Raw genomic sequence first — 19,910 nt, forward strand, 5'->3', positions numbered from 1 at the left:
ACCTTCGGTGCGACCGGGTAGGCGATTAGGTAAGGCTTGGCGTGACCTCGAGGGCGCACATCAAGGCTGATATATAAAGTGGCTATAACAGCCGTCAGATCGCCAACCCGCGGGCAGGCGATGGCCCTCATCTCTTAGCGCGGGTGTTCAGCCCCGCGTCCCGCGCACCGTATCAATCATCAACTGCACATTCTCCGGGTCCGCATCCGGTGTGATCCCATGCCCCAGATTGAAGATATGCGGCCCCTTCGACAGCGCGTCGCAAATCGCCCGCGTCTCCTGCACCAGCGCATCCCCACCTGTCACCATATGCGAGGACTTCAGGTTGCCCTGCACACAGCCATGCGGCTGCACATGTTCGGCCACCCACTCCGCGCTCACGCCGTCATCGACGGCGATACAGTCCGCCCCAGTGGCGGCATGTAGATTGGCGAAACGCGCCCCGGCCCCGCGCGGGAAGGCGATTACCGGCACGCCCGGATGACGCGCCTTCAACGCGCTGATGATCTGGCGCAGCGGCTCGGTCGAATAGCGGTCGAAATCCGTGCCTTCCAGCGATCCAGCCCAGCTGTCGAAGAGCTTCACCACCTCGGCACCGGCCTTGATCTGCATGTCGAGGTATTCGATCGTCGCCAGCGTAATCCGCTCCATCAATGCGTCGAAGACCTCCGCGTTCTCGTTCTTCAGCGCATGGGCCGGCCCCTGATCCGGCGTGCCTTTGCCCGCGATCATATAGGTCGCCACCGTCCAAGGCGCGCCCGCGAAACCGATCAGCGTCGTCTCTTCGGGCAGTTCGCGCGACAGGATGCGCACGGTTTCGTAAATCGGGGCGAGGTGGTCATGGATGGCGTCCGCCGGTTTCAGCGCTTCCATCTCGGCCTTGGTCGTGATCGTCGACAGACGCGGGCCTTCACCGGTGACGAACCACAGGTCGGCGCCAAGCGCCTGCGGCACCAGCAGAATGTCGGCAAAGAGGATAGAGGCGTCGAAACCATAGCGGCGGATCGGCTGCAAGGTCACCTCGGCGGCCAGTTCCGGGTTGTAGCACAGCGACAGGAAATCCCCCGCTTGCGCCCGGGTCGCGCGATACTCAGGCAGGTAGCGCCCGGCTTGCCGCATCATCCAGATCGGTGGCGTCGGCAGGGTTTCGCCCGCAAGGGCACGCAGGATGGTCTTATTCGCAGTCATTATGGCGTTCCTATTTGTGGCAAACCCGTAGGTAGCGCAGGTACAGCAGTTGTCAGTTCATGTCGACGGGGGTAGGGATGCGTCATGACGTATCAGCTCCCCACCCCGGCCCGGCCTCTCAACATCGGCACACGCGGATCGCTTCTGGCGCTCGCGCAGGCAAATGAGGTGCGCGACCGGCTCGCCGCCGCCTTCGACCTGCCGTTCGAGGCTTTCACCATCGTTGTGATCAAGACCACGGGTGACAAGATCATCGACCGCCCGCTGAAAGAGATCGGCGGCAAGGGGCTGTTCACCCGCGAGATCGAGGCCGCGCTGCTCGACGGCTCCATCGACATCGCGGTGCATTCGATGAAGGACATGCCCACGCTGCAACCCGGGGGGCTGCTGATCGACACCTATCTGCCGCGCGAGGATTTCCGCGACGCTTTCATCTCGCCGCATCTCAAGTCCATCGCCGAGTTGCCCGAAGGCGCGGTCGTCGGCACCTCCAGCCTGCGCCGCCGCGCGCAGGTGAAACTGCGCCGCCCGGATCTGGAAGTCGTCGAGTTCCGCGGCAATCTGCAAACCCGGCTAAAGAAGCTCGACGATGGTGTGGCCGAGGCGACCTTCCTCGCCATGGCCGGGCTGAACCGCTTGCAAATGGACGACGTGCCGCAGGCCGCCGTGCATCCCGACGACATGCTGCCTGCCATCGCCCAAGGGGCGATTGGGGTGGAGCGCCGTGAGAGCGACAGCCGCGCCGCCGAGATGCTATCGGCGATCCATGACCGCAAGACCGGCGAACAGCTTGCCGCCGAACGTGCGTTCCTCGCCACGCTCGACGGGTCTTGCGAGACGCCGATCGCCGGTCTGGCCGAACTCAACGGCACTGAGATGCGCCTGCGCGGGCAGGTGTTGCGCCCCGATGGGTCGGATGCGATCGGCGATGACGTGACCTGCGCCATTTCCGACGGCGCCGCGGCGGGCGAGGCGATGGCCCGAAAGCTTCTGTCCGAGGCCGGACCGGGTTTCTTTGACTGGCGCGAATGATCGGCAATCTCTTCACGCTGAAACAGCTTGAAGCGCTGATCTGGGTCGCGGACCTTGGCAGTTTTCGCCGCGCCGCCGCGCATCTGAACACGACACAGCCCAACATTTCGGCCAGGATTTCCGGGCTGGAGGCAACGCTGGGAGTCACCCTGATGCAGCGCGATGCCGGGTCGATCCGGCTCACCGAAAAGGGCACAGCCCTGCTGACCCAAGCCCGCCGTGTCCTGCGCGAAGCCGAAGCGCTGGTCGAGACCGCCGCGCGGCCCGACCTGATCGACGATAGCCTGCGCCTTGGCGTGACCGAAGTGGTCGCCAGCACATGGCTGCGCCCCTTCCTGCGCGCATTGGCCGATGCCTATCCCAATCTCACCGTCGAACTTACCGTCGATCTGTCGCGCGATCTGGATCAGGAGCTTGCCGCTCATGCGCTTGACCTGACCCTGCAAACCGCACCCTTCTCGACTCCGGCGAGCGGGCAGTTGGACCTTGCGACCTATGACTACATCTGGGTCGCCGCGCCTGAATTGGCCGCGCAGATCGGCCCCGCGCCCGACTTTGCCGCCATGCTGCGCCATCCGGTGCTGGGCCATGCGCGCCATACGCAGGCCCATTTCGATCTGATCGGCCATTTCGACGGCACGACCGCGCCCAAGGCCCGTTTGGTGCCCTCCAGCAGCCTGTCGGCAGCGATGAACATGGTGCTTGACGGGATGGGCGTGGCGGTGATGCCGCGTGTCATGGTGGCAGCCGCGCTGGCCGACGGGGCGCTGCGCATTTTGCCCGCCGCGTGGCACCCGCGCCCGCTGCAAGTCGCGGCACGTTACCATGCGGATCGCACGCCCGCCTATGTCACCCGCGCCGCCGAACTGGCCCGTGACTGCGCCCGGGCTTTCGATGCCGAGGATCGAAAAAACCTTTCACACCCATAGAATATAATAATTTGCGCCGATGCTGCGCCCACCCCTATCCTGCGTCCAAACAGGAGTGAGACATGGCATCAACCATCCGACTGGGCGTAGACATCGGCGGCACCTTCACCGACGTGGTGCTGGAAAAGGGCGGCGAGAGTTTCTCGACCAAGGTGCTGACGACCTATGCCGCGCCCGAAAACGCGATCATCGACGGGATGCATCAGGTCTGTGCCAAGGCCGGGATCACGCCTGCCGACCTCACCCAGATCATCCACGGCACCACGCTGGCCACCAATGCGCTGATCGAGCGGCGCGGCGCCAAAACCGCACTGATCACCACCCAAGGCTTCCGCGACGTGATCGAGATGCGGACCGAAAGCCGGTTCGAGCAGTATGATCTGAACCTGAACCTCCCCGAACCGCTGCTGCCGCGCCAGATGCGCTACACGGTGGAAGAGCGCGTCGATGCCACCGGTGCCGTGTTGCTGCCGCTCGACCGGGCCGAGGTCGAGGCGCTGGCCGGCCGGATCGCCGAAGCGGGTTATGAAAGCGTCGCGGTGGGGCTGATCCACTCCTACCTGAACGACGCGCATGAGCGGATGATCCGCGAGGTTTTGGAAGAGCGCCTGCCCGGCGTCATGGTCTCGATCTCCTCCGAGGTCTCACCGCAGATGCGCGAGTACGAGCGGTTCAACACCGTCGTCGCCAATGCCTATATCAAGCCGCTGATGAAGTCCTACCTCGGGCGGCTCGAAGGGCGGCTGCAAGACGAAGGCGTCTCCTGCAACATCTTCCTGATGCATTCCGGCGGCGGCATCATCTCGATCGAAAGCGCGGCCGAATTCCCGGTGCGGCTGGTGGAATCCGGCCCGGCGGGTGGGGCGGTCTTCGCCGCCAATATCGCCGCGCGCTACGGGCTCGACAAGGTGCTGAGCTTCGACATGGGCGGCACAACGGCCAAGATCTGCCTGATCAAGAACCAGACCCCCAAGACCAGCCGGGTTTTCGAGGTAGCGCGGACCTACCGCTTCAAGAAAGGTTCCGGCATGCCGATCTCGATCCCGGTGATCGACATGGTTGAGATTGGCGCGGGCGGCGGCAGCCTCGCCCATGTGGACGCAATGCGGCAGATCCGCGTGGGGCCGGAAAGCGCGGGCTCCGAGCCCGGCCCGGCCTGTTACGGGCGCGGTGGGGCAAAACCTGCCGTGACCGATGCCGATCTGGTGCTGGGCAAACTTGACCCCGAGAATTTCGCCGGCGGCTCGATCCGGCTCGAGACCGGTAATTCAGAGACTGCATTGAGCCAAGTCATCGGGCAGGAACTCGACATGGACGCCGCCACCGCCGCCTTCGGTCTGGCCGAGGTGGTGGACGAGAACATGGCCAATGCCGCCCGCGTCCATGCGGTGGAGAACGGCGAAGACCTCAGCGACTACACGATGATCGCCTTCGGCGGCGCGGCCCCGCTGCATGCCGGGCGACTGTGCGAAAAGCTCGGCGTCGAGCGCCTGCTGGTGCCACCCGGCGCCGGTGTCGGCTCGGCCATCGGCTTCCTGCGCGCGCCCTTCAGCTTCGAGGCCAACCGCTCGGTCTACATGAAGCTGTCGGATTTCGACGCGGGCCGGATCAAGACACTGCTGGCCGAACTGCGCGACGAAGCCACCGGCTTTGTCCGCAACTGCGACGCGGGGGCCGAGATTCTGTCGGAATACAAGGTCTATATGCGCTACAGCGGGCAGGGCTGGGAGATCCCCATCGTGCTGGACGAGGCCGATGCCCTGACCCCCGATGCCGCCCGCTTCGAAGCACTGTTCGAGGCAGATTACGCCAAGCTTTTCGGCCGCACGGTCGAAGGCTTGGACATCGAGATCACGGTCTGGTCGGTCAACGCCACCACCCCGCCGGAAAAAGTCGCACGGGTCGCGGAAGAGAGACCGGGAAGCGCGGCGGATGTGGCTCTAACCCGGCGCATTTTCGACCCTGCGCTTGCCGAATACCGCGAGGCCGACGTGGTGCTGCGCGGGCAGATGGCCCCCGGGCAGACCGCCCAGGGCCCCGCCGCGATCACCGAGGATGAGACGACGATCATCCTGCCCGCCTCGCGCCGGGCGATCTGCCAGCCCGACGGCTGCATCGACATCACCGTGAAAGGGTAAGCCCATGGCACAGACACATTCCAACGTCGCCTATCAGGTCATGTGGAACCGCCTGATCTCGGTGGTCGAAGAACAGGCGCAGGCACTGGTGCGCACCGCCTTCTCGACCTCGGTGCGCGAGGCGGGCGACCTTTCGGCCGGGGTCTATGACACCGAAGGTCGGATGCTGGCCCAAGCGGTCACCGGCACGCCGGGCCATGTCAACGCCATGGCCGACGCGGTGGCGCATTTCATCCGCCGGATCGGGCGGCAGAACATCCTTCAGGGCGACGTTTATATCACCAACGACCCTTGGGAAGGCACCGGGCATCTACACGACATCACCATGGTCACGCCCTCCTTCCACCGCGGCAAGCTCGTGGGGTTCTTTGCCTGTACCGCGCATATCGTCGATATCGGCGGGCGCGGTTTCGGCGCGGATGCGGCGAGTGTCTACGAGGAAGGGCTTTACCTGCCGATCATGAAATTCGCCGATGCGGGCAAGGTCGACGAGACTCTGGTGCGGATCATCCGCGGCAACGTGCGCGAGCCGGATCAGCTCATCGGCGACATCTACGCGCTGACCACCTGTAACGAGATCGGCCACCGACGCCTGATCGACATGATGGAGGAATTCGCCCTCGACGATCTCACCGGCATCGCCGGTTTCATCCTCGACAATTCGCGCCGCGCCACCTTGGAACGGATCGCGGCCCTGCCGCGCCAGCAGGCCACGGGCGAGATGACAATCGACGGGTTCGACACACCGATCACGCTCAAGGTAACGGTAAGCATTGCCGAGGATCACATCCTCTCGGACTTCGCGGGCACCTCCGGGATCGACAAGAAGGGCATCAACTGCCCGCTGGTTTATACCAAGGCCTATGCCTGCTACGCGCTGAAATGCGCCATCGCGCCGGAAATCCCGAACAACGCCGCTTCGCTGGAGCCTTTCCGCATCACCGCGCCCGAGGACACGATCGTCAACGCGGTGCACCCCGCGCCCGTGGCGCTGCGGCATATCGTGGGGCATTTCGTGCCGGATACGGTCTACGCAGCCTTGGATCAGATCCTGCCGAACCTCGTCCCGGCCGAGGGCGCCGGCTGTCTGTGCAACTTTCAGGTCAGCCTGCGGCCCCGCACCGATGCCAAACCGCCTGCGGGCGCGCGCCGGGCCGAGGTGCTCACCTTCAACTCCGGCGGCTCGGGCGCGCGGCCCGAACACGACGGGCTCAATGCCACCGCCTTCCCCTCGGGCGTGATGACCATGCCCGTGGAAGCCACGGAACATGCCGGTCCCGTGGTGATCTGGCGCAAGGAGCTGCGCCCCGACAGTGGCGGCGCGGGCCGCCAGCGCGGCGGGCTGGGGCAATATATGGTCGTCGGCGCCCGCGAGGGGCATGAGTTCGACATGCAGGCGATGTTCGACCGCGTCGATCACCCGGCGCGCGGGCGGCAGGGGGGCAAGCCCGGTGCGCCCACCACCATCGCCCGCGACGACGGCACGCCGATGCGCGGCAAGGGCAAGCAGTTCGTGCCGCATGGCGCAAAGGTGCTGATGGCCTTCCCGGGCGGTGCGGGCTACGGCCCCGCCGAGGAACGCCCCACGGCGCGGGTCAAACGCGACCTGCTGCGCGGCTACATCAGCGCCGAGGTGGCGGCGGCGGATTATGGGCTAAGCGCCGAGGAGATCGCCGAGGTGCAAGAGGCCATCCGCAAAGGTGCCGAACTTTGAAAGAGTGGCCGTTCAAGGGCTTATAAAGGCGCGGGGTCATTGACTGTTACAAAGCGCGGGTGTTCCTTGGCGGCATTACGCCAAAAGGAACACCCGTGATGTATGTGATTGACCCCCCCAAGCAAAGCAGCCTTGCCGTTCAAGGCACCGGCGACCGTTTTCCGGTGCGCCGTGTCTTTTGCGTGGGCCGCAACTATGAGGCGCATGTGCTTGAGATGGGCAATGACATGCGCGACCCGCCGTTCTTTTTCACCAAGCCCGCCGATGCCACACTGGATACGCCCTGCACCGTGCCCTATCCGCCGCTGACGGAGGATTTCCACTTCGAGGCAGAGCTTGTCATCGCCATCGGCAAGGGGGGGGCGAATATCGCGGAAGCGGATGTGATGGATCATATCTGGGGGGCCTCTGTGGGCATTGATTTCACCCGCCGCGATCTTCAGGCGCAGGCCAAGAAGATGGGCCGCCCGTGGGACTGGTCCAAAGCCTTTGACAACTCCGCGCCCATCGCGCCGATCCTGCCCATCGCCGATGTCCCCTCGGTCGAGAAGGGCCGCCTTTGGCTCGCGGTGAACGGCGAGATGAAGCAGGAGGCCGATCTGTCGCAGATGATCTGGTCGGTGCGGGAGCATACCGCCACCCTGTCGCAGGCCGTGACCTTGGCACCGGGTGACATCATCATGACCGGTACGCCCGCCGGTGTCGCGGCGGTAAAGCCCGGCGACGTGATCACCGGGGGGGTCGACGGCATCTCCGAATTCGAGGTCACCGTCGGCCCCCGCGCCTAAGGCGCGTCGCCCGGTCTAGGCCCCGGCCAGCGTGCGTTCCGCCCGCGCGCGGGCTTGGGCCGCCAGATCGGGCAGGCCGGTCTTTTCATAGACCTCGCCCAGCATCAGGTTCAGCGGCACGCCATCGGGGTCATAGGTGCGGCGCATCTCAAGCACCTGCTGTGCGGCCGAGGCGCGGCCATCGCGCACCAGCGCGTCGAGGTGGATCTGCTCGAACAGGTCACGCTGCGCATGGCTGCCTCCGCATTCGGCCATGCGGGGCAGGGCCATGCCAAGCTCGCGGATCGCCGTAGTCCACTCCCCCTTGGCGTGGGCGGCGATGCCCCGGGCGGCAGGCAGCGCGACCTCGGCCCATGCGGCGTGGTCATGGGCGGTGGACTCGGTCGCGCGGGTTTCGATCGCGGTAAGCATACCTGCCGCCTCGGGCCGCCCGGTGCGGCAAAGGGCGTAGAGGTATTGAAGCGTGAGGAAGGGGCTCACCGTATCCGCCCCGCGCGCCGCCACATGCTCGGCCACATCGCCCCACCGGTCGCCCACATCGACGCCTGCGAATTCCATTCGCGCCAATAGGGACACCGCGCCGACTTGGTCTTGGGAATAGTCTTTCTCCAGCCCCCAAATATGTTGGTCATAGGCGGCGCGCACATCGTCGTGACGGCCCTGCGACAGGTAGAACAGCGCCAGATGCCACCAATTGTGGCTTCGCATGAAGGAGTTCAGATCGCACCACGTCTCGGCCACGCTCTCCATGAAACGCGCGCCTTCGGCCACGCGGCCTTGGGTCAGCATCACATGGGCCAGTGCATGATGCGCCCAAGGCTCATCATGGCGCAATTCCATCGCCCGGCGGGCGGCAGCCTCGGCCCGGTCGAGCAGGTGGCATTGCTCATAGCCAAAGGCGATCATGCCGTGGGTATAGGCGATGTCTTCGGCCTCGGGCAGAGATTTCAACGCCATGCGCAACATGCCTGCGGCATCACCGGTGTTAAACAGGTGGTATTGCGCCAGTTTCAGCATCGCCAGATCGCGCGGCCATTGGTCGGTGATGGCGTCGCAGGCGGCGACGAGGGCAGGCACATCGCCGTCGATCCAAAGACCAACGGCGCGGATCACTTCTTGTTCGCGAGCATTCGCGCCGGGGGCCGCCTTGGCGCGGTCCAGATAGGGGCGGGCTTTCTCAGGGGCGATGGGGTGTTCGAGGAACATCCACAAAAGGGCAGCATAGGCATTGATCAGCGGGCCGTCGGGGTCGGCATCGGCGGCGGCGATCACGCCCGCGGCCTTGGGCTGGTAGGACAGGAAGCCGTGGATGAAGTCATTGATCGCCTGCAGGGTGTCCGGGCGGTCGGTAGAGGTTTCCAATCCATAAAGGTCTTGTGTCATCTCGGGTCTCCGGCGGTGTCATGGAACTGGTGCAGGTGTTGGGCGACGGCGGGGGCTGCGTCCCAATGGATCGAATGCCCTGCATCGGGCAGGGTGGTCTGCGTCACATCGGGGATTTCTGCAAAAGCCGCCTCGGCGGCGGCGCGGGGGATCAGCAGGTCTTCGGCCCCGTGGAGCACTTGGGTCGGGCAGGTCAGATCAGAGGGCCGTACCGTGGGGCGGAAACCGCGCAAGGCTTCGAGTTGATGGGCCATGGCATCCGCACTCTGCGCATGGGGATAGGCCAGTGCGACGGCGAGGGCGGCCTCGGTATTGTTGGGGTCAGTGAAGAAACCGGGGGCGAAAATCCAAGGGTAGAGCGCGCGCAGCCAAAGCTGCTCCCCTTCCGGCGCGCGGCGCACGGCGAGCAGCGCGTCGAAGACTGCCATGGTACGCGGCGCGCGAACTGGGGCGGAGGCGAGGATGCTGAGCGCTTGGATGCGCTCGGGCGCGAGGCCAAACAGCTCCATCGCCATCAGCCCGCCCATGGAATGGCCGACGACGTGAAAGGTCTCATGCCCCAGATGATCCATCAGCGCCAGCGCATCCCGCGCCATCTGCGCGACAGAGGTTTCGGCATCCCAAGGGGTCGTGCGCCCGGTGCTGCGGTTGTCGGGCCGGATCAGGGTGAAGCGATCGGAAAGCAAAGGGGCCAGTGCGCCCCAACTCGCGCTGTCGCTCAGCATCCCGGCCAGCATCAAAAGCGGCGGGCCACGCCCGTCGACCTCGTAATGAAGTGAGATATCGGAGAGGGGCAGATCAGGCATTCAACAAGCTCCAACAAGGCAAAAGATCCCCATCGGCAGGGGTGGCCGCATAGATGGCGCGGGCGATGGCGCGCGACAGGCAGAGCGCGGCGGCATGGCCGATCATCGCCACATCTCCCGCAGGCCGCGCCGCCGTCGAGAGGGAGAAGACCAGATCGCCGTCATTGGGCATATGCGCGGGTACCACGGCGCGGGCGATGCCGTCATGGGCCGCCACGGCAACGCGCTGGCATTCGGCCTTGGTCAGCGTGGCATCGGTGGCGACAATGGCGATGGTGGTATTGGCGCGGGCGGACATGGCGGCCATCTTGCGGCTCTCGAAGCTCAGCCCCAGCCCGGCGGAAGGGTCCGGCCCCAGCCCGCCGAACTCTGCGTCGATCTCAAAGGGGGCGGCGTGGAAGTAGCGGTCGCCGGGGGTGGTGACAGCCCCCACCGGATTCGCCCCGACAAGCGCGCCGACCATGCTGCCATCTGGCAATTGCAAACTGGCGGAGCCGAGGCCGCCTTTGACCATCGCGCTCAGTGCCCCGGTGCCCGCGCCGACAGAGCCTATTTCGAACTCTTGGCCCGCCGCCTCCAAAGCTTGGCGGCCAAGATCGGCATAGGGGTTCTGCGCCCAATCCTTTTCGCCGCCGTTCAGGAGATCGAACAGGATCGCGCCGGGCACCAGCGGGATCAGCGCGTCCCCCACACGAAAGCCGCGGCCCCGCGCGCGCAGGGCATCCACCACCCCCGAACAGGCATCCAGCCCATAGGCAGAGCCGCCCGAGAGCACCAGCGCATCGACCGCCGCGACGGTCTTGTCGGGGGCCAGCAGGTCCGTCTCACGCGTGCCGGGGGCGCCGCCCATGACGTGGACAGAGGCGGTGAAAGGCGCATCGCCGATCAGCACGGTGCTGCCGGATTTCAGCCGCGCATCCTGCGCGTTGCCCACCTTCAGCCCTGTCACATCGGTGATCAGGTTGCGCGGGCCGGGACGCATCGGCGCGCTCATGGCAGGCTCTTCACGTGAAACATCCCCGCAAGGGTGCGCGTGGGGCAGAGGGCTAACAAGGGCATCGTCACTCCGGCGTTTATTTCGGGCGGAGTTTGCGCGCTTGCTCGGCGGATGCCAAGGCCCGAGGGGGGATAGGATGCCCCCGCCGGAGGGGCGACACAAAAATGGGCGCGCAGGTTGCCCCGCGCGCCCGCTCCATCCGGTGTGACGGTTTGGTTTACTTCTGCTCTTCGGCGACAGCGGCGGCAACGGCCTCTTCGAAGATGGCGAGGCCTTCTTCGACGATGGCGTCGGAGGCTGTCAGCGGCACCATCACGCGCACGGCGTTGCCATACATGCCACAGCTCAGCAGCAGCAGGCCGCGTTTCAGCGCATGGGCGATGACGCGTTTGGTGAAATCGGCGTCGGGCTTGGCGCTGTCGAAGTCGGTCACGAATTCAACGGCGACCATGGCGCCAAGGCCACGGATGTCCCAGAACCGGAAGGGGGCGGAACGCTCGCCAATCTCGGCAAAGCGGGCTTTGAGCGTTTCGCCCATCGCAGTGGAGCGGGCCAGAAGACCTTCGTCCTCGATCGCCTCGATGGCTGCCAGTGCGGCGGCGCAGGCCACAGGGTTGCCGCCATAGGTGCCGCCCAAGCCGCCGGGGGCCATCGCGTCCATCACATCGGCGCGGCCAATGACACCGGCCAGCGGATAGCCACCGGCCATGGATTTCGCCACGGTGATCAGGTCCGGCACCACGCCGGAGTGCTCGATCGCGAACCATGTGCCAGTGCGGCCAAAGCCCGCCTGCACCTCGTCGGCGATCAAGAGAATGCCGTGCTGGTCACAGATCGCGCGCAGCTCTTGCATCATTTCGAAGGGCACGGGGGTATAACCGCCTTCGCCAAGCACCGGCTCGATGATGATTGCGGCGACACGCTCGGGCTGGGCATCGGTGAGGAAGAGGTTCTTCAGCCCGGTCAGCGCGTCCTGCACGGTGATGCCGTCGCGCAGAGAGGGGAAAGGCGCGCGGAAAACATCTGCGGGGAAGGGGCCGACATCTTTCTTGTAAGGTGTGACCTTGCCGGTCATGCCCAGCGTCAGCAGGGTGCGGCCATGATAGCCGCCGGTGAAGGCGATGACGCCCGGGCGCCCAGTGGCGGCGCGGGCGATTTTGACTGCGTTCTCAACAGCTTCGGCACCGGTGGTGACCAGCAGTGTCTTCTTGGGCGCGTCACCGGGGGCGAGCGCGTTCAGCTTCTCGGCCAGTTCGACATATGGGCCGTAGGGCACAACCTGAAAGCTGGTGTGGGTATAATGATCTTCCTGCGCCTTGGCGGCCTCGACCACTTTGGGGTGGCGGTGGCCGGTGTTCAGCACGCCGATGCCGCCGACGAAGTCGATGTAGCGGTTGCCCTCTACGTCCCACAGCTCGGCGTTCTCGGCATATTTCGCGTAGATCGGCGCGGCGGAGGCGACACCGCGCGGCACGGCCGCATCGCGGCGCGCGATGAGATCGGCGTTGGTCTGACCGTCGGGCTGGGTCGCGGGGTTGGTTTCGACCACGGAGATCTGCGGCGCGGCTTTGGCTTTGGCAGCGGATTTCCGGGGTGATTTCTTGACGGTGCTGGACATGGAACAGATACCTTATTGCGAAAGAATGGGGCAGTGACGTGTCGTTTAAAAAATCCATATTCCGTTTAATATAATTGTCAATCGCGATTGCAGCCTTTATCTAACAATTCCCGTGACCCCCGGTCGGTCCAAAGCCGCGCCGCGTGGTGGCGGCAGGGCGACCCACAAAGGACAAGCCATTGAACGTCGGCGATAAACTTAAAGCGATCCGCAAGAAACATGGGCTGTCCCAGCGGGAGCTTGCGGCTAAGGCCGGGCTGACCAATGGTACGATATCGCTGATCGAAAAGAACCGAACCAGCCCATCGGTCGCCTCGCTCAAAAGCCTGTTGGACGCGATTCCCATCAGCATGGCCGAGTTTTTCGCGATCCTCGAAGAAGACGACAGCGCCAAGGTTTTCTACCGGGCAGAGGAGTTGACCGAGATTTCACCGAGCCATCAGGGCGGTGTGTCTCTGCGGCAGTTGGGCAGTGCCGCGCATCACGCCCTTCAGGTGCTGCATGAAACCTATGAGCCGGGCGCGGATACCGGGCCTGAGTTTCTGAGCCATGAGGGCGAAGAGGCGGGGGTCGTGGTGCGCGGTAGCATCGAAGTGACGGTGGATGGTACGGTCAGCCTGCTGCGCGCCGGGGACGGATATCTGTTCGACAGCCGCTTGCCGCATCGGTTCCGCAATATCGGATCCGAGACCTGTGAGATCGTCAGCGCCTGCACGCCGCCCAGTTTCTGAAAAAGGTGCCCCATAAATATCGACCGCCCCAAGCGTTCTGCTCAGGGCGGTCGATAGGGGGTGTCAGGTCTTAGTAGTCTGACCGGTATTTCGACCTCTGGGTCTCCGTTCGCTGTTCTTCGCGCCCGGTTTGGTCCTCATCCAAATGAAGTTCTCTTCGGCCCGTTGTGAGGGCAAGGATGATGACCGCCGCCAAGGTCAGGATGGTCAGACCGCCGAGAAAAAGCTCCGTGGTCATCTCCGTGTTCCTTTTTAGCACTGCGTTTCAGGTGCTCAACCGCGCGCAGGCCAAAGGGTTCCGACAAAATTTTCGCCTATGACGAGTCTGTGATCGGTCTGCCACGTTTCGGGCCAGATTCCATTGGGGTCTTGGAGCCTTAGTAATCGTAGATCATTTTACTGTCGGTCGGGACGTGGAAGTTCACCCTAATCTGGTAGATGTCGTCGTTGGTTTCGACCTCGACCTGGCCGTTCAACTGGCGGGTAAAGGCAAGGATCAGACGCGAGCCAAGCCCGGTGCCGGATTTCACCTCTTCGGGGTTGCCCATGGTGTTGCGCACTTCAAGCATGGCTTGCTCCGGCCCGGTCTGGATCAGCTTGAGCGAAATGAAACCTTTGCCATGTTCGACCGTCGATACGTATTTGAGCGCATTGGTCAGCGCCTCTGAGACCAAGAGGGTCAGGGGCGCGGCATCGTCAGCGTCGATCTTGATCGGCTCAAAGGACTGTTCCACCTTCACGCCAGACCCGGAAGCCAGGCCGACGGAGAGCATCTGGCCCACGATCTCGGTCAACAACTCACTGGCGTTGACACGGACCAGATCATCATTCTGATAGAGGTTCTTATGCACCGTGGCGAGGCTGAGGATCCGGTCTTGCAACCGGCGCAGCACAAAACGCGCATCTTCGCTTTTGGCCTGCCGGATCTGCATGTTCATGATAGAAGAGATTAATTGCAGGTTGTTCTTGACCCGGTGGTGCACCTCTTTCAGCAGGATGTTTTTCTGCCGAAGGCTGTCTTCCAATGTCGCCTCGTCCCGCAGGATGGATTCCGCCATGCCGACAAAGGCCGATTCCATCTCGACCAATTCGGTGGGAACCGAGGGGCCGAGCGTTCCGCGTGGCAGGGTGCGGTTCAGCGCAAAGCGCCGCATCTGCCGCCCGAGTTTGCGGATATGGTTGATCGCCAGACGGTTCAGCGCCCAGAAGGCCACGATAAGGCTCGCCAGCCACATGACGATGGGCAAGAGCGCACTCAGACGGGTCGAGACACCAGTGTCCAGAAATGGGGTGTTGCTGGGCCAAACGCTGAGCGCGAATACCGTGTCGGGCACGATCGGCACGATCACATAGGCGCGTTCCTGGTCATTGGAGTTCTGGGAAAAAAAGACGTTGGGTTCTTTGGTGGTCAGCAGCGACAGGGCGACATCGCTGGGATATTCTTTCTTGGCCACCTCCAGCCCGTTTTCCGTGGTAAGGATATGACCCATCTTATTGAGGGTCATCATCGCGACGCTGCTGTGTTTGCTCTTGGGTTCGCGTATCGCGTTGATGGCATCTTCGGGGATGCTGAGCGCCATGAAGCCGATCAACTCACGATCTTCGTAGACGGGCGCGTTGATCAGCGTCACCACTTGGTTGCTGACCGCCCCCTGCAACACCGGCATCGCGCGGCGGACCGGGTTTTCCAGCAGAGTTTGAAAATTCTCATCCTGCGAAAAGTCATGATCCTGCCCCGTGGAGGAGCAGGTCATTTGTCCGTCTAGCCCGATGAAACCCACAAGCGAATAGATGTCCGACGCCTGTTTGTATTCCCTAAGGAAGGCCGTGCATTCCTCGGGATCGTCCCGCCTAAGTCGCACGATGGCGGTGAGCGCTTCGGCCGCGCCGAAGGCCTCTTGGATCACCCTGCGTTCCGCCGCGGAGGCCTGTTCCGTGACGGCGATCAACGACAATTCCGCGCTCTGCCGACTTTGATCCGCAATCTGCCGTGTCTGTACCACCGCGATCAGCCCGATGGGCAATAGCGCGAGAGACAGAAACAGCAGAATACGGATCGTCAGCCCACGCATCAGATCACCGCTGAAGAAGCCAGATGTCATATTTAGAAAGAAGAAACTTTTGAAGCAGATAGAACAGACATTGTCGCGTCGTCGGTCATTTCAAGTGACTCGTTGTCATGGTGACCGAGCAGTTCGGCAAGGCGGGCACGTGCCCGGTTGGTGCGGCTTTTGATGGTGCCGACAGCAACCCCACACATCTCCGCCGCCTCTTCGTACGAGAAACCAGAGGCCCCGACAAGCAGCAGCGCTTCACGTTGTTCGTCCTTCAACAGGGCCAGTGCCTTGCGGAAATCGGTCATCTGCATGTGGCCGTCATGGGCGGGCTTCTCGGCCAAGCCATCCGTCAGCACGCCATCCACGTCCGAGATTTCGCGTTTTGCCTTGCGGCGCGAGGAGTAATAAGTGTTGCGCAGGATCGTGAAGAGCCAAGCACGCATATTCGTGCCTTCTTGGAACTTTTCGATGTTGGTCCATGCCTTGACCAAAGTGTCCTGCACCATGTCGTCTGCCGTAGCACCATTGCGTGTCAGACTGATGGCAAAAGCCCGCATGGCCGGCAGATGTTCTACCAGCTCGTCGCGCGGATCGGGACGGGTCATCATGACGTTCCTTTTTCTGAATCCTGTTCCTTCAACTTCTGAAGCAGATCCTTGAAACGATCAGGGATGCCTTCTTCGAGCGTCTCATCGAAGACCCGTTTGAGGTTGTCGTCGATGACGCGCTCGCGCTCGTCCTTGTTTCCTGAATTCACTAACATCACCTCTGGCATCGTCGTCTCGTTTGAATAATTATGCATGCATACTGGAACCAAACACAATGTCGACGTGTTTGGTTCCAAGAAAAGTAAAAAGGATTCGACTAGATGAACGATGCGACACAAAAGACCAGCATCAGCGATGAACTGGGAGCAAACATCCCCTACCTTCGCCGGTTCGCGCGGGCGATGACAGGCAGCCAGACCAGTGGCGACACCTTTGCCGCGGCAGCCCTCGAAGCCATCTTGGTTGATCGCTCGGTGCTCGATGGAGTGGATACAAAGACGGGTCTTTTCAAAGTTTTGTACGGTATTTGGGCCAGCGCAGGCGCCCCGGTGGAAGAGGGCGAGAGCGGCCCGCGGGCCAAGGCGCAACGCCATCTTTCCAGCCTTACGAACAACAGCCGCGAAGCGCTTTTGCTGCACACGATCGAAGGCTTCTCTCACGGGGAAATCGCCAAGATCATCGGTGTGGATGAGGCCGAAGCGGGCGAGTTGATCCAGATTGCTCATCGCGAAATGGCCGACAGCACCTCGGGTTCGGTGATGATCATCGAAGACGAAGCCATCATCGCGATGGACATTGAATCCATCGTCGCAGAAATGGGCCATCGCGTGACCGGCATCGCACGCACCCGCGAAGAGGCGGTGAAGCTTGGCAAGGCCGATGTGCCGGACCTGATCCTCGCCGACATCCAGCTGGCCGACAACTCGTCAGGCATCGACGCGGTGAACGACCTGCTGAATGAATTGGGCATGCGCCCGGTGATCTTCATCACGGCCTTCCCCGAGCGCCTGTTGACCGGCGACAAGCCCGAGCCCGCCTTCCTGATTTCCAAGCCCTATTCGGTGGATCAGGTCGTCTCGGCCGTGTCGCAAGCGATGTTCTTCTCCTCCACGGAAACGCTCAACGCCTAACGGCTGGCTAAAAAAACAGGGTTCCCCGCACACAAAGTCGCGCCGGGAACCCTTTGCATTAAACACAGCCGCTGCCTACCATCACCCAAACACTCAGGAGGCCCGCATGGCCAAGACCACAACCGCCGCCGCAAAAGAGGTGACGATTGACGATCTGTCGGATCAAATCGCCCTTCTTAAGAAAGACATCGCATCGTTGACCGAAAGCTTGGGCGACTACGGTAAGGCCAAGTCGGAAGAGATGCGTAACAATGCCCGCAATGCGGCGAATGATTTCGCCGATACGGGGCGTCTCAAGGCGATGGAAGTTCAGCAACAGGCCGAGGAATTCCTCAAGGCCCAGCCCGGAACCGCTTTGGGGATTGCCGCAGGCATCGGTTTCCTCGTCGGTCTTGTGACGGCCCGTCGCTAAATGCTGTCTTCGGTGATGCAACATCTGCGCGGCTCCCTGCGACGGGCGCTGCGCACCGCCATGCTCAGCGCCGGGGCCGCGCTTTTCTTGCTGATCGGCCTGCTGTTTCTGACGCTGGCGGCTTGGCTTTACCTCATCACCGTCACCACCGCGCTCACCGCCGCGCTGATCCTCGGCGCGGTCTATTTCGGGATCGGCTTTCTCTTGCTTGCCATGGCAGGCGCAGATGCTGAGGGTGCGGCGCCGCCCTCCCGGCAAAAAGACCCCGCACCGTCCGAACACGATGGTCTCAAGAACCTTGTCATGGCATTTCTGGCCGGCATAACCGCGGGTCAGAAAGCGCGGCGTTGACGGCGGCAAGCAGGTTGCTGCTGGAAAAGGGCCGGGCGATGAATTTCAGCCGCTCGCCCACTTTTGCGAGCCGTGGCGTATCATTCATGATGCAGATGATCGGAAACCATTCCTGCAAGTTCGACAGTTCCGGCAGATGCTGATACAACTGCGCGCGCCGCAATGACAGGACCGCAAATTTGATGGCAGTGATGTTGTCTACCAATGCGCTCAAATCAAAGCTTTCCAATACCTCAATTCGAAGTTGCGGAAAGGCGGCAGAAAGCGTTTCATTTATGTCTGAACAGACCAATGGGTCCGGTTCGTAGATCAAGATCGACATGGTCTTCCCCCGGGTAAACAAAGGCGTCGGTGTAGGGGGTGCGCAAAGCGCGCGCATTAAACTAAGACATATGAAAGCAAACTTATCTGATGACGACACAATGCCGCTATTGCCCCCTTCGCCGCAAAGATGCCTTCCTGCCGATGTCGAAAGAGGAAGTGAGCTTCATGGAGAAGTTCAAATCCGGGGAACTGACGGTCGAACCGGGCACGCCGATCCTGCTGGAAGGGTCGAACTCGCCCCAGCTCTACACGGCGCTTACCGGAATGGGCATCCGCGACAAGACATTGGAAAACGGCAGTCGGCAGGTCATCAGCTTTGTCTTCCCCGGCGACTTCATCGGGCTGCAGGCCGGTATCATGGGCGAAATGGGTCATTCCGTCGAAGCCCGAACCCATATGCGCCTTTGTGTTTTCAACCGCAGTGAGTTCTGGAATTTCTTCAAATCTCACCCCGAGCGCGCCTTTGACATCACCTGGCTGGCCGCCATCGAAGAGCATTTCATGGGCGAAGTCCTCGCTACCATCGGCCAGCGCACCGCGACACAGGCCATCGCATGGGCGATGGTCAAGATTTTCGAACGTGGCCAGTCGCTTGGGATGGTTACCCACAACCAGATGCTGCTGCCCTATTCACAGCGCGATCTGGCCGATGCGCTTGGCCTGTCGGTGGTGCATACCAACAAGACCCTCGGCGCTTTGAAAGAGCGTCAGTTGCTCTCGTGGTCCGACAGGGTGCTGCAAATCAACGATCTCGCCGCCCTGGCGAAAGAGGGGATGACCGATCTCGAAGGTCGTCAGAAACGCCCGCTTCTCTAACCGTCACTCCTGCGCGACATCAATATAGGTATCCGCAGCCTCCGCCCCGCGCTGACCCCGCGGTTTGGCCGGGCCAATGGTGCTGTCCGGCCGCGTCCGCCGCTCGACCTGTGCGTTCAGGGCCGCGCCAAACAGGATCAGAAAGCTGCTGATCCAAAGCCAGATCAACATCGCGATCACCGCCCCGATCGAGCCATAGACCTGATTGTAATTGCCGAAATTGGCCACATAATAGGAAAAGCCGATGGAAAGCACGGCCCAGGACAGCACCGCCAAAATTGCCCCGCTGCTAAGCCAAGGCAGCCGCGCCGCCCGCCGGTTTGGCCCAAAACGGTAAAGCACCCCAACCCCGGCAAACAGAACCACCGTCGCCACGGTCCAACGCAAAAGGTCGGCCACCGCATTGCCAAAAGGGCCGAGCGGGATGAAGGCCAGAATGATCGGCGCGACCACCACCGCCAGCAGCGCCACAATGCCCACTGCCACAAGGCTCACCGTCAAGAGCAGGGCATGAAGGTAGTGTTTCGCAGCATTACGGTTGCGCTCGTTATAGACGGCATTCAGCCCGATCACCATCGCCCCCACTCCGGCCCGGGCGGACCAAAGCGCCACCAGCAGGGACACGATACCGGCCCAACCCAGCGTATCGGCCCGCGCGGTGACCAACCCGGTCACCTGCGTGTTGATGATGTCGTAAACATCATCCGGCAGCAGTCCGCGCACCTCCTGCAACTGGGCAATGACCACGACAGGGTCCGAGATTAGCCCCAAAAGCGCGATCAAGGCCGCCAGCGCCGGAAACAGCGACAGCATGGCGAAAAACGCCACCCCGGCCGAGATCAGCGCGAGATTGTCCTCCGCCGCCTGTTTCAGGCTCGCCTTGAAAGCATCCCAATAGATCGCCGGTCGGGTCGGGGGTCTGCGGAGCACCAATGCCATTCCTCTCAA

Annotated in this window: 21 protein-coding genes; 10 read left to right on the plus strand and 11 right to left on the minus strand. The window is 62.8% G+C overall.

The window, feature by feature from the left end:
• Positions 1–147: 147 nt before the first annotated feature.
• Positions 148–1,188, minus strand: coding sequence for a uroporphyrinogen decarboxylase (hemE, locus tag ACGYK7_RS01470; protein WP_394398332.1), 1,041 nt, complete (start codon positions 1,186–1,188; stop codon positions 148–150).
• 84 nt (positions 1,189–1,272) lie between these two features.
• On the opposite strand from hemE, the gene hemC reads away from it, so the two are divergent.
• The 5 genes from hemC (at position 1,273) to ACGYK7_RS01495 (ending at position 7,789) form a co-directional block, all read left to right on the plus strand.
• A complete protein-coding gene (hemC, locus tag ACGYK7_RS01475) occupies positions 1,273–2,220 on the plus strand; it encodes a hydroxymethylbilane synthase (RefSeq protein WP_394398334.1) in 948 nt (315 codons plus the stop codon).
• Positions 2,217–3,149: a LysR family transcriptional regulator gene (locus ACGYK7_RS01480; RefSeq protein WP_394398336.1), complete on the plus strand. Its 933-nt coding sequence runs from the start codon at positions 2,217–2,219 to the stop codon at positions 3,147–3,149. The genes hemC and ACGYK7_RS01480 overlap by 4 nt, the downstream gene beginning before the upstream one ends.
• Positions 3,150–3,211: 62 nt before the next feature.
• Positions 3,212–5,287 carry a hydantoinase/oxoprolinase family protein gene (locus ACGYK7_RS01485; protein WP_394398338.1) on the plus strand — a complete coding sequence of 692 codons (2,076 nt, stop codon included), beginning with the start codon at positions 3,212–3,214 and terminating at the stop codon, positions 5,285–5,287.
• A 4-nt stretch (positions 5,288–5,291) separates the two neighbouring features.
• Complete coding sequence (locus ACGYK7_RS01490; protein WP_394398340.1) at positions 5,292–7,001, plus strand: hydantoinase B/oxoprolinase family protein; 1,710 nt, start codon at positions 5,292–5,294, stop codon at positions 6,999–7,001.
• 98 nt (positions 7,002–7,099) lie between these two features.
• Positions 7,100–7,789 carry a fumarylacetoacetate hydrolase family protein gene (locus tag ACGYK7_RS01495; RefSeq protein ID WP_394398342.1) on the plus strand — a complete coding sequence of 230 codons (690 nt, stop codon included), beginning with the start codon at positions 7,100–7,102 and terminating at the stop codon, positions 7,787–7,789.
• 15 nt (positions 7,790–7,804) lie between these two features.
• On the opposite strand, the gene ACGYK7_RS01500 is transcribed toward ACGYK7_RS01495, so the two are convergent.
• The 4 genes from ACGYK7_RS01500 to gabT form a co-directional block, all read right to left on the minus strand.
• Entirely contained in the window at positions 7,805–9,172 is a 1,368-nt protein-coding gene (locus ACGYK7_RS01500) for a tetratricopeptide repeat protein (protein ID WP_394398344.1), read from the minus strand.
• Positions 9,169–9,978 carry an alpha/beta fold hydrolase gene (locus ACGYK7_RS01505; protein ID WP_394398346.1) on the minus strand — a complete coding sequence of 270 codons (810 nt, stop codon included), beginning with the start codon at positions 9,976–9,978 and terminating at the stop codon, positions 9,169–9,171. Before ACGYK7_RS01505 ends, ACGYK7_RS01500 begins: the two co-directional genes overlap by 4 nt.
• The gene (locus tag ACGYK7_RS01510; protein WP_394398910.1) at positions 9,971–10,960 is read right to left on the minus strand and encodes a P1 family peptidase; all 990 of its coding nucleotides are present in this window, start codon (positions 10,958–10,960) and stop codon (positions 9,971–9,973) included. Before ACGYK7_RS01510 ends, ACGYK7_RS01505 begins: the two co-directional genes overlap by 8 nt.
• 232 nt (positions 10,961–11,192) lie before the next feature.
• The gene (gabT, locus tag ACGYK7_RS01515) at positions 11,193–12,593 is read right to left on the minus strand and encodes a 4-aminobutyrate--2-oxoglutarate transaminase (RefSeq protein WP_394398348.1); all 1,401 of its coding nucleotides are present in this window, start codon (positions 12,591–12,593) and stop codon (positions 11,193–11,195) included.
• 179 nt (positions 12,594–12,772) lie between these two features.
• On the opposite strand from gabT, the gene ACGYK7_RS01520 reads away from it, so the two are divergent.
• Positions 12,773–13,324 carry a cupin domain-containing protein gene (locus ACGYK7_RS01520; protein ID WP_394398350.1) on the plus strand — a complete coding sequence of 184 codons (552 nt, stop codon included), beginning with the start codon at positions 12,773–12,775 and terminating at the stop codon, positions 13,322–13,324.
• Between the two features lie 70 nt (positions 13,325–13,394).
• On the opposite strand, the gene ACGYK7_RS01525 is transcribed toward ACGYK7_RS01520, so the two are convergent.
• The 4 genes from ACGYK7_RS01525 to ACGYK7_RS01540 form a co-directional block, all read right to left on the minus strand.
• Entirely contained in the window at positions 13,395–13,562 is a 168-nt protein-coding gene (locus tag ACGYK7_RS01525) for a hypothetical protein (RefSeq protein ID WP_394398352.1), read from the minus strand.
• A 139-nt stretch (positions 13,563–13,701) separates the two neighbouring features.
• A complete protein-coding gene (locus ACGYK7_RS01530; RefSeq protein ID WP_394398354.1) occupies positions 13,702–15,426 on the minus strand; it encodes a sensor histidine kinase in 1,725 nt (574 codons plus the stop codon).
• Positions 15,427–15,428: 2 nt separating this feature from the next.
• A complete protein-coding gene (locus ACGYK7_RS01535) occupies positions 15,429–15,986 on the minus strand; it encodes an RNA polymerase sigma factor (protein ID WP_394398356.1) in 558 nt (185 codons plus the stop codon).
• Complete coding sequence (locus ACGYK7_RS01540) at positions 15,986–16,156, minus strand: NepR family anti-sigma factor (RefSeq protein WP_197470876.1); 171 nt, start codon at positions 16,154–16,156, stop codon at positions 15,986–15,988. The genes ACGYK7_RS01535 and ACGYK7_RS01540 overlap by 1 nt, the downstream gene beginning before the upstream one ends.
• A 93-nt stretch (positions 16,157–16,249) precedes the next feature.
• Here ACGYK7_RS01540 and ACGYK7_RS01545 point away from each other — a divergent pair, with 93 nt between their 5' ends.
• From ACGYK7_RS01545 to ACGYK7_RS01555, 3 genes are all read left to right on the plus strand, one after another.
• Positions 16,250–17,059, plus strand: coding sequence for a response regulator (locus tag ACGYK7_RS01545; protein WP_067264155.1), 810 nt, complete (start codon positions 16,250–16,252; stop codon positions 17,057–17,059).
• Between the two features lie 106 nt (positions 17,060–17,165).
• On the plus strand, positions 17,166–17,471 hold the full coding sequence (locus ACGYK7_RS01550) for a YqjD family protein (protein ID WP_394398358.1): 306 nt from the start codon (positions 17,166–17,168) through the stop codon (positions 17,469–17,471).
• Positions 17,472–17,486: 15 nt separating this feature from the next.
• Complete coding sequence (locus tag ACGYK7_RS01555) at positions 17,487–17,822, plus strand: phage holin family protein (RefSeq protein WP_394398360.1); 336 nt, start codon at positions 17,487–17,489, stop codon at positions 17,820–17,822.
• On the opposite strand, the gene ACGYK7_RS01560 is transcribed toward ACGYK7_RS01555, so the two are convergent.
• Positions 17,773–18,144 carry a hypothetical protein gene (locus ACGYK7_RS01560; protein WP_394398362.1) on the minus strand — a complete coding sequence of 124 codons (372 nt, stop codon included), beginning with the start codon at positions 18,142–18,144 and terminating at the stop codon, positions 17,773–17,775. The genes ACGYK7_RS01555 and ACGYK7_RS01560 overlap by 50 nt on opposite strands.
• Before the next feature lie 89 nt (positions 18,145–18,233).
• On the opposite strand from ACGYK7_RS01560, the gene ACGYK7_RS01565 reads away from it, so the two are divergent.
• Positions 18,234–18,962, plus strand: a complete 729-nt coding sequence (locus ACGYK7_RS01565) for a Crp/Fnr family transcriptional regulator (RefSeq protein WP_394398364.1) — start codon at positions 18,234–18,236, stop codon at positions 18,960–18,962.
• A gap of 3 nt (positions 18,963–18,965) precedes the next feature.
• Here ACGYK7_RS01565 and ACGYK7_RS01570 read toward each other — a convergent pair whose 3' ends face one another.
• Positions 18,966–19,901: a YihY/virulence factor BrkB family protein gene (locus ACGYK7_RS01570; protein ID WP_394398366.1), complete on the minus strand. Its 936-nt coding sequence runs from the start codon at positions 19,899–19,901 to the stop codon at positions 18,966–18,968.
• Between the last annotated feature and the right edge of the window lie 9 nt (positions 19,902–19,910).

This window comes from Sulfitobacter sp. 1A15299 (assembly GCF_043556915.1).
In the GTDB taxonomy this organism is placed as follows: Bacteria; Pseudomonadota; Alphaproteobacteria; order Rhodobacterales; family Rhodobacteraceae; genus Sulfitobacter.

What these genes read in the sequence shown, in the direction of transcription:
- hemE (WP_394398332.1), bottom strand. Translation starts at nt 1,188, where the DNA reads ATGACTGCGAATAAGACCATCCTGCGTGCCCTTGCGGGCGAAACCCTG.
- hemC (WP_394398334.1), top strand. Translation starts at nt 1,273, where the DNA reads ATGACGTATCAGCTCCCCACCCCGGCCCGGCCTCTCAACATCGGCACA.
- ACGYK7_RS01480 (WP_394398336.1), top strand. Translation starts at nt 2,217, where the DNA reads ATGATCGGCAATCTCTTCACGCTGAAACAGCTTGAAGCGCTGATCTGG.
- ACGYK7_RS01485 (WP_394398338.1), top strand. Translation starts at nt 3,212, where the DNA reads ATGGCATCAACCATCCGACTGGGCGTAGACATCGGCGGCACCTTCACC.
- ACGYK7_RS01490 (WP_394398340.1), top strand. Translation starts at nt 5,292, where the DNA reads ATGGCACAGACACATTCCAACGTCGCCTATCAGGTCATGTGGAACCGC.
- ACGYK7_RS01495 (WP_394398342.1), top strand. Translation starts at nt 7,100, where the DNA reads ATGTATGTGATTGACCCCCCCAAGCAAAGCAGCCTTGCCGTTCAAGGC.
- ACGYK7_RS01500 (WP_394398344.1), bottom strand. Translation starts at nt 9,172, where the DNA reads ATGACACAAGACCTTTATGGATTGGAAACCTCTACCGACCGCCCGGAC.
- ACGYK7_RS01505 (WP_394398346.1), bottom strand. Translation starts at nt 9,978, where the DNA reads ATGCCTGATCTGCCCCTCTCCGATATCTCACTTCATTACGAGGTCGAC.
- ACGYK7_RS01510 (WP_394398910.1), bottom strand. Translation starts at nt 10,960, where the DNA reads ATGCGTCCCGGCCCGCGCAACCTGATCACCGATGTGACAGGGCTGAAG.
- gabT (WP_394398348.1), bottom strand. Translation starts at nt 12,593, where the DNA reads ATGTCCAGCACCGTCAAGAAATCACCCCGGAAATCCGCTGCCAAAGCC.
- ACGYK7_RS01525 (WP_394398352.1), bottom strand. Translation starts at nt 13,562, where the DNA reads ATGACCACGGAGCTTTTTCTCGGCGGTCTGACCATCCTGACCTTGGCG.
- ACGYK7_RS01530 (WP_394398354.1), bottom strand. Translation starts at nt 15,426, where the DNA reads ATGACATCTGGCTTCTTCAGCGGTGATCTGATGCGTGGGCTGACGATC.
- ACGYK7_RS01535 (WP_394398356.1), bottom strand. Translation starts at nt 15,986, where the DNA reads ATGACCCGTCCCGATCCGCGCGACGAGCTGGTAGAACATCTGCCGGCC.
- ACGYK7_RS01540 (WP_197470876.1), bottom strand. Translation starts at nt 16,156, where the DNA reads ATGCCAGAGGTGATGTTAGTGAATTCAGGAAACAAGGACGAGCGCGAG.
- ACGYK7_RS01545 (WP_067264155.1), top strand. Translation starts at nt 16,250, where the DNA reads ATGAACGATGCGACACAAAAGACCAGCATCAGCGATGAACTGGGAGCA.
- ACGYK7_RS01550 (WP_394398358.1), top strand. Translation starts at nt 17,166, where the DNA reads ATGGCCAAGACCACAACCGCCGCCGCAAAAGAGGTGACGATTGACGAT.
- ACGYK7_RS01555 (WP_394398360.1), top strand. Translation starts at nt 17,487, where the DNA reads ATGCAACATCTGCGCGGCTCCCTGCGACGGGCGCTGCGCACCGCCATG.
- ACGYK7_RS01560 (WP_394398362.1), bottom strand. Translation starts at nt 18,144, where the DNA reads ATGTCGATCTTGATCTACGAACCGGACCCATTGGTCTGTTCAGACATA.
- ACGYK7_RS01565 (WP_394398364.1), top strand. Translation starts at nt 18,234, where the DNA reads ATGACGACACAATGCCGCTATTGCCCCCTTCGCCGCAAAGATGCCTTC.
- ACGYK7_RS01570 (WP_394398366.1), bottom strand. Translation starts at nt 19,901, where the DNA reads ATGGCATTGGTGCTCCGCAGACCCCCGACCCGACCGGCGATCTATTGG.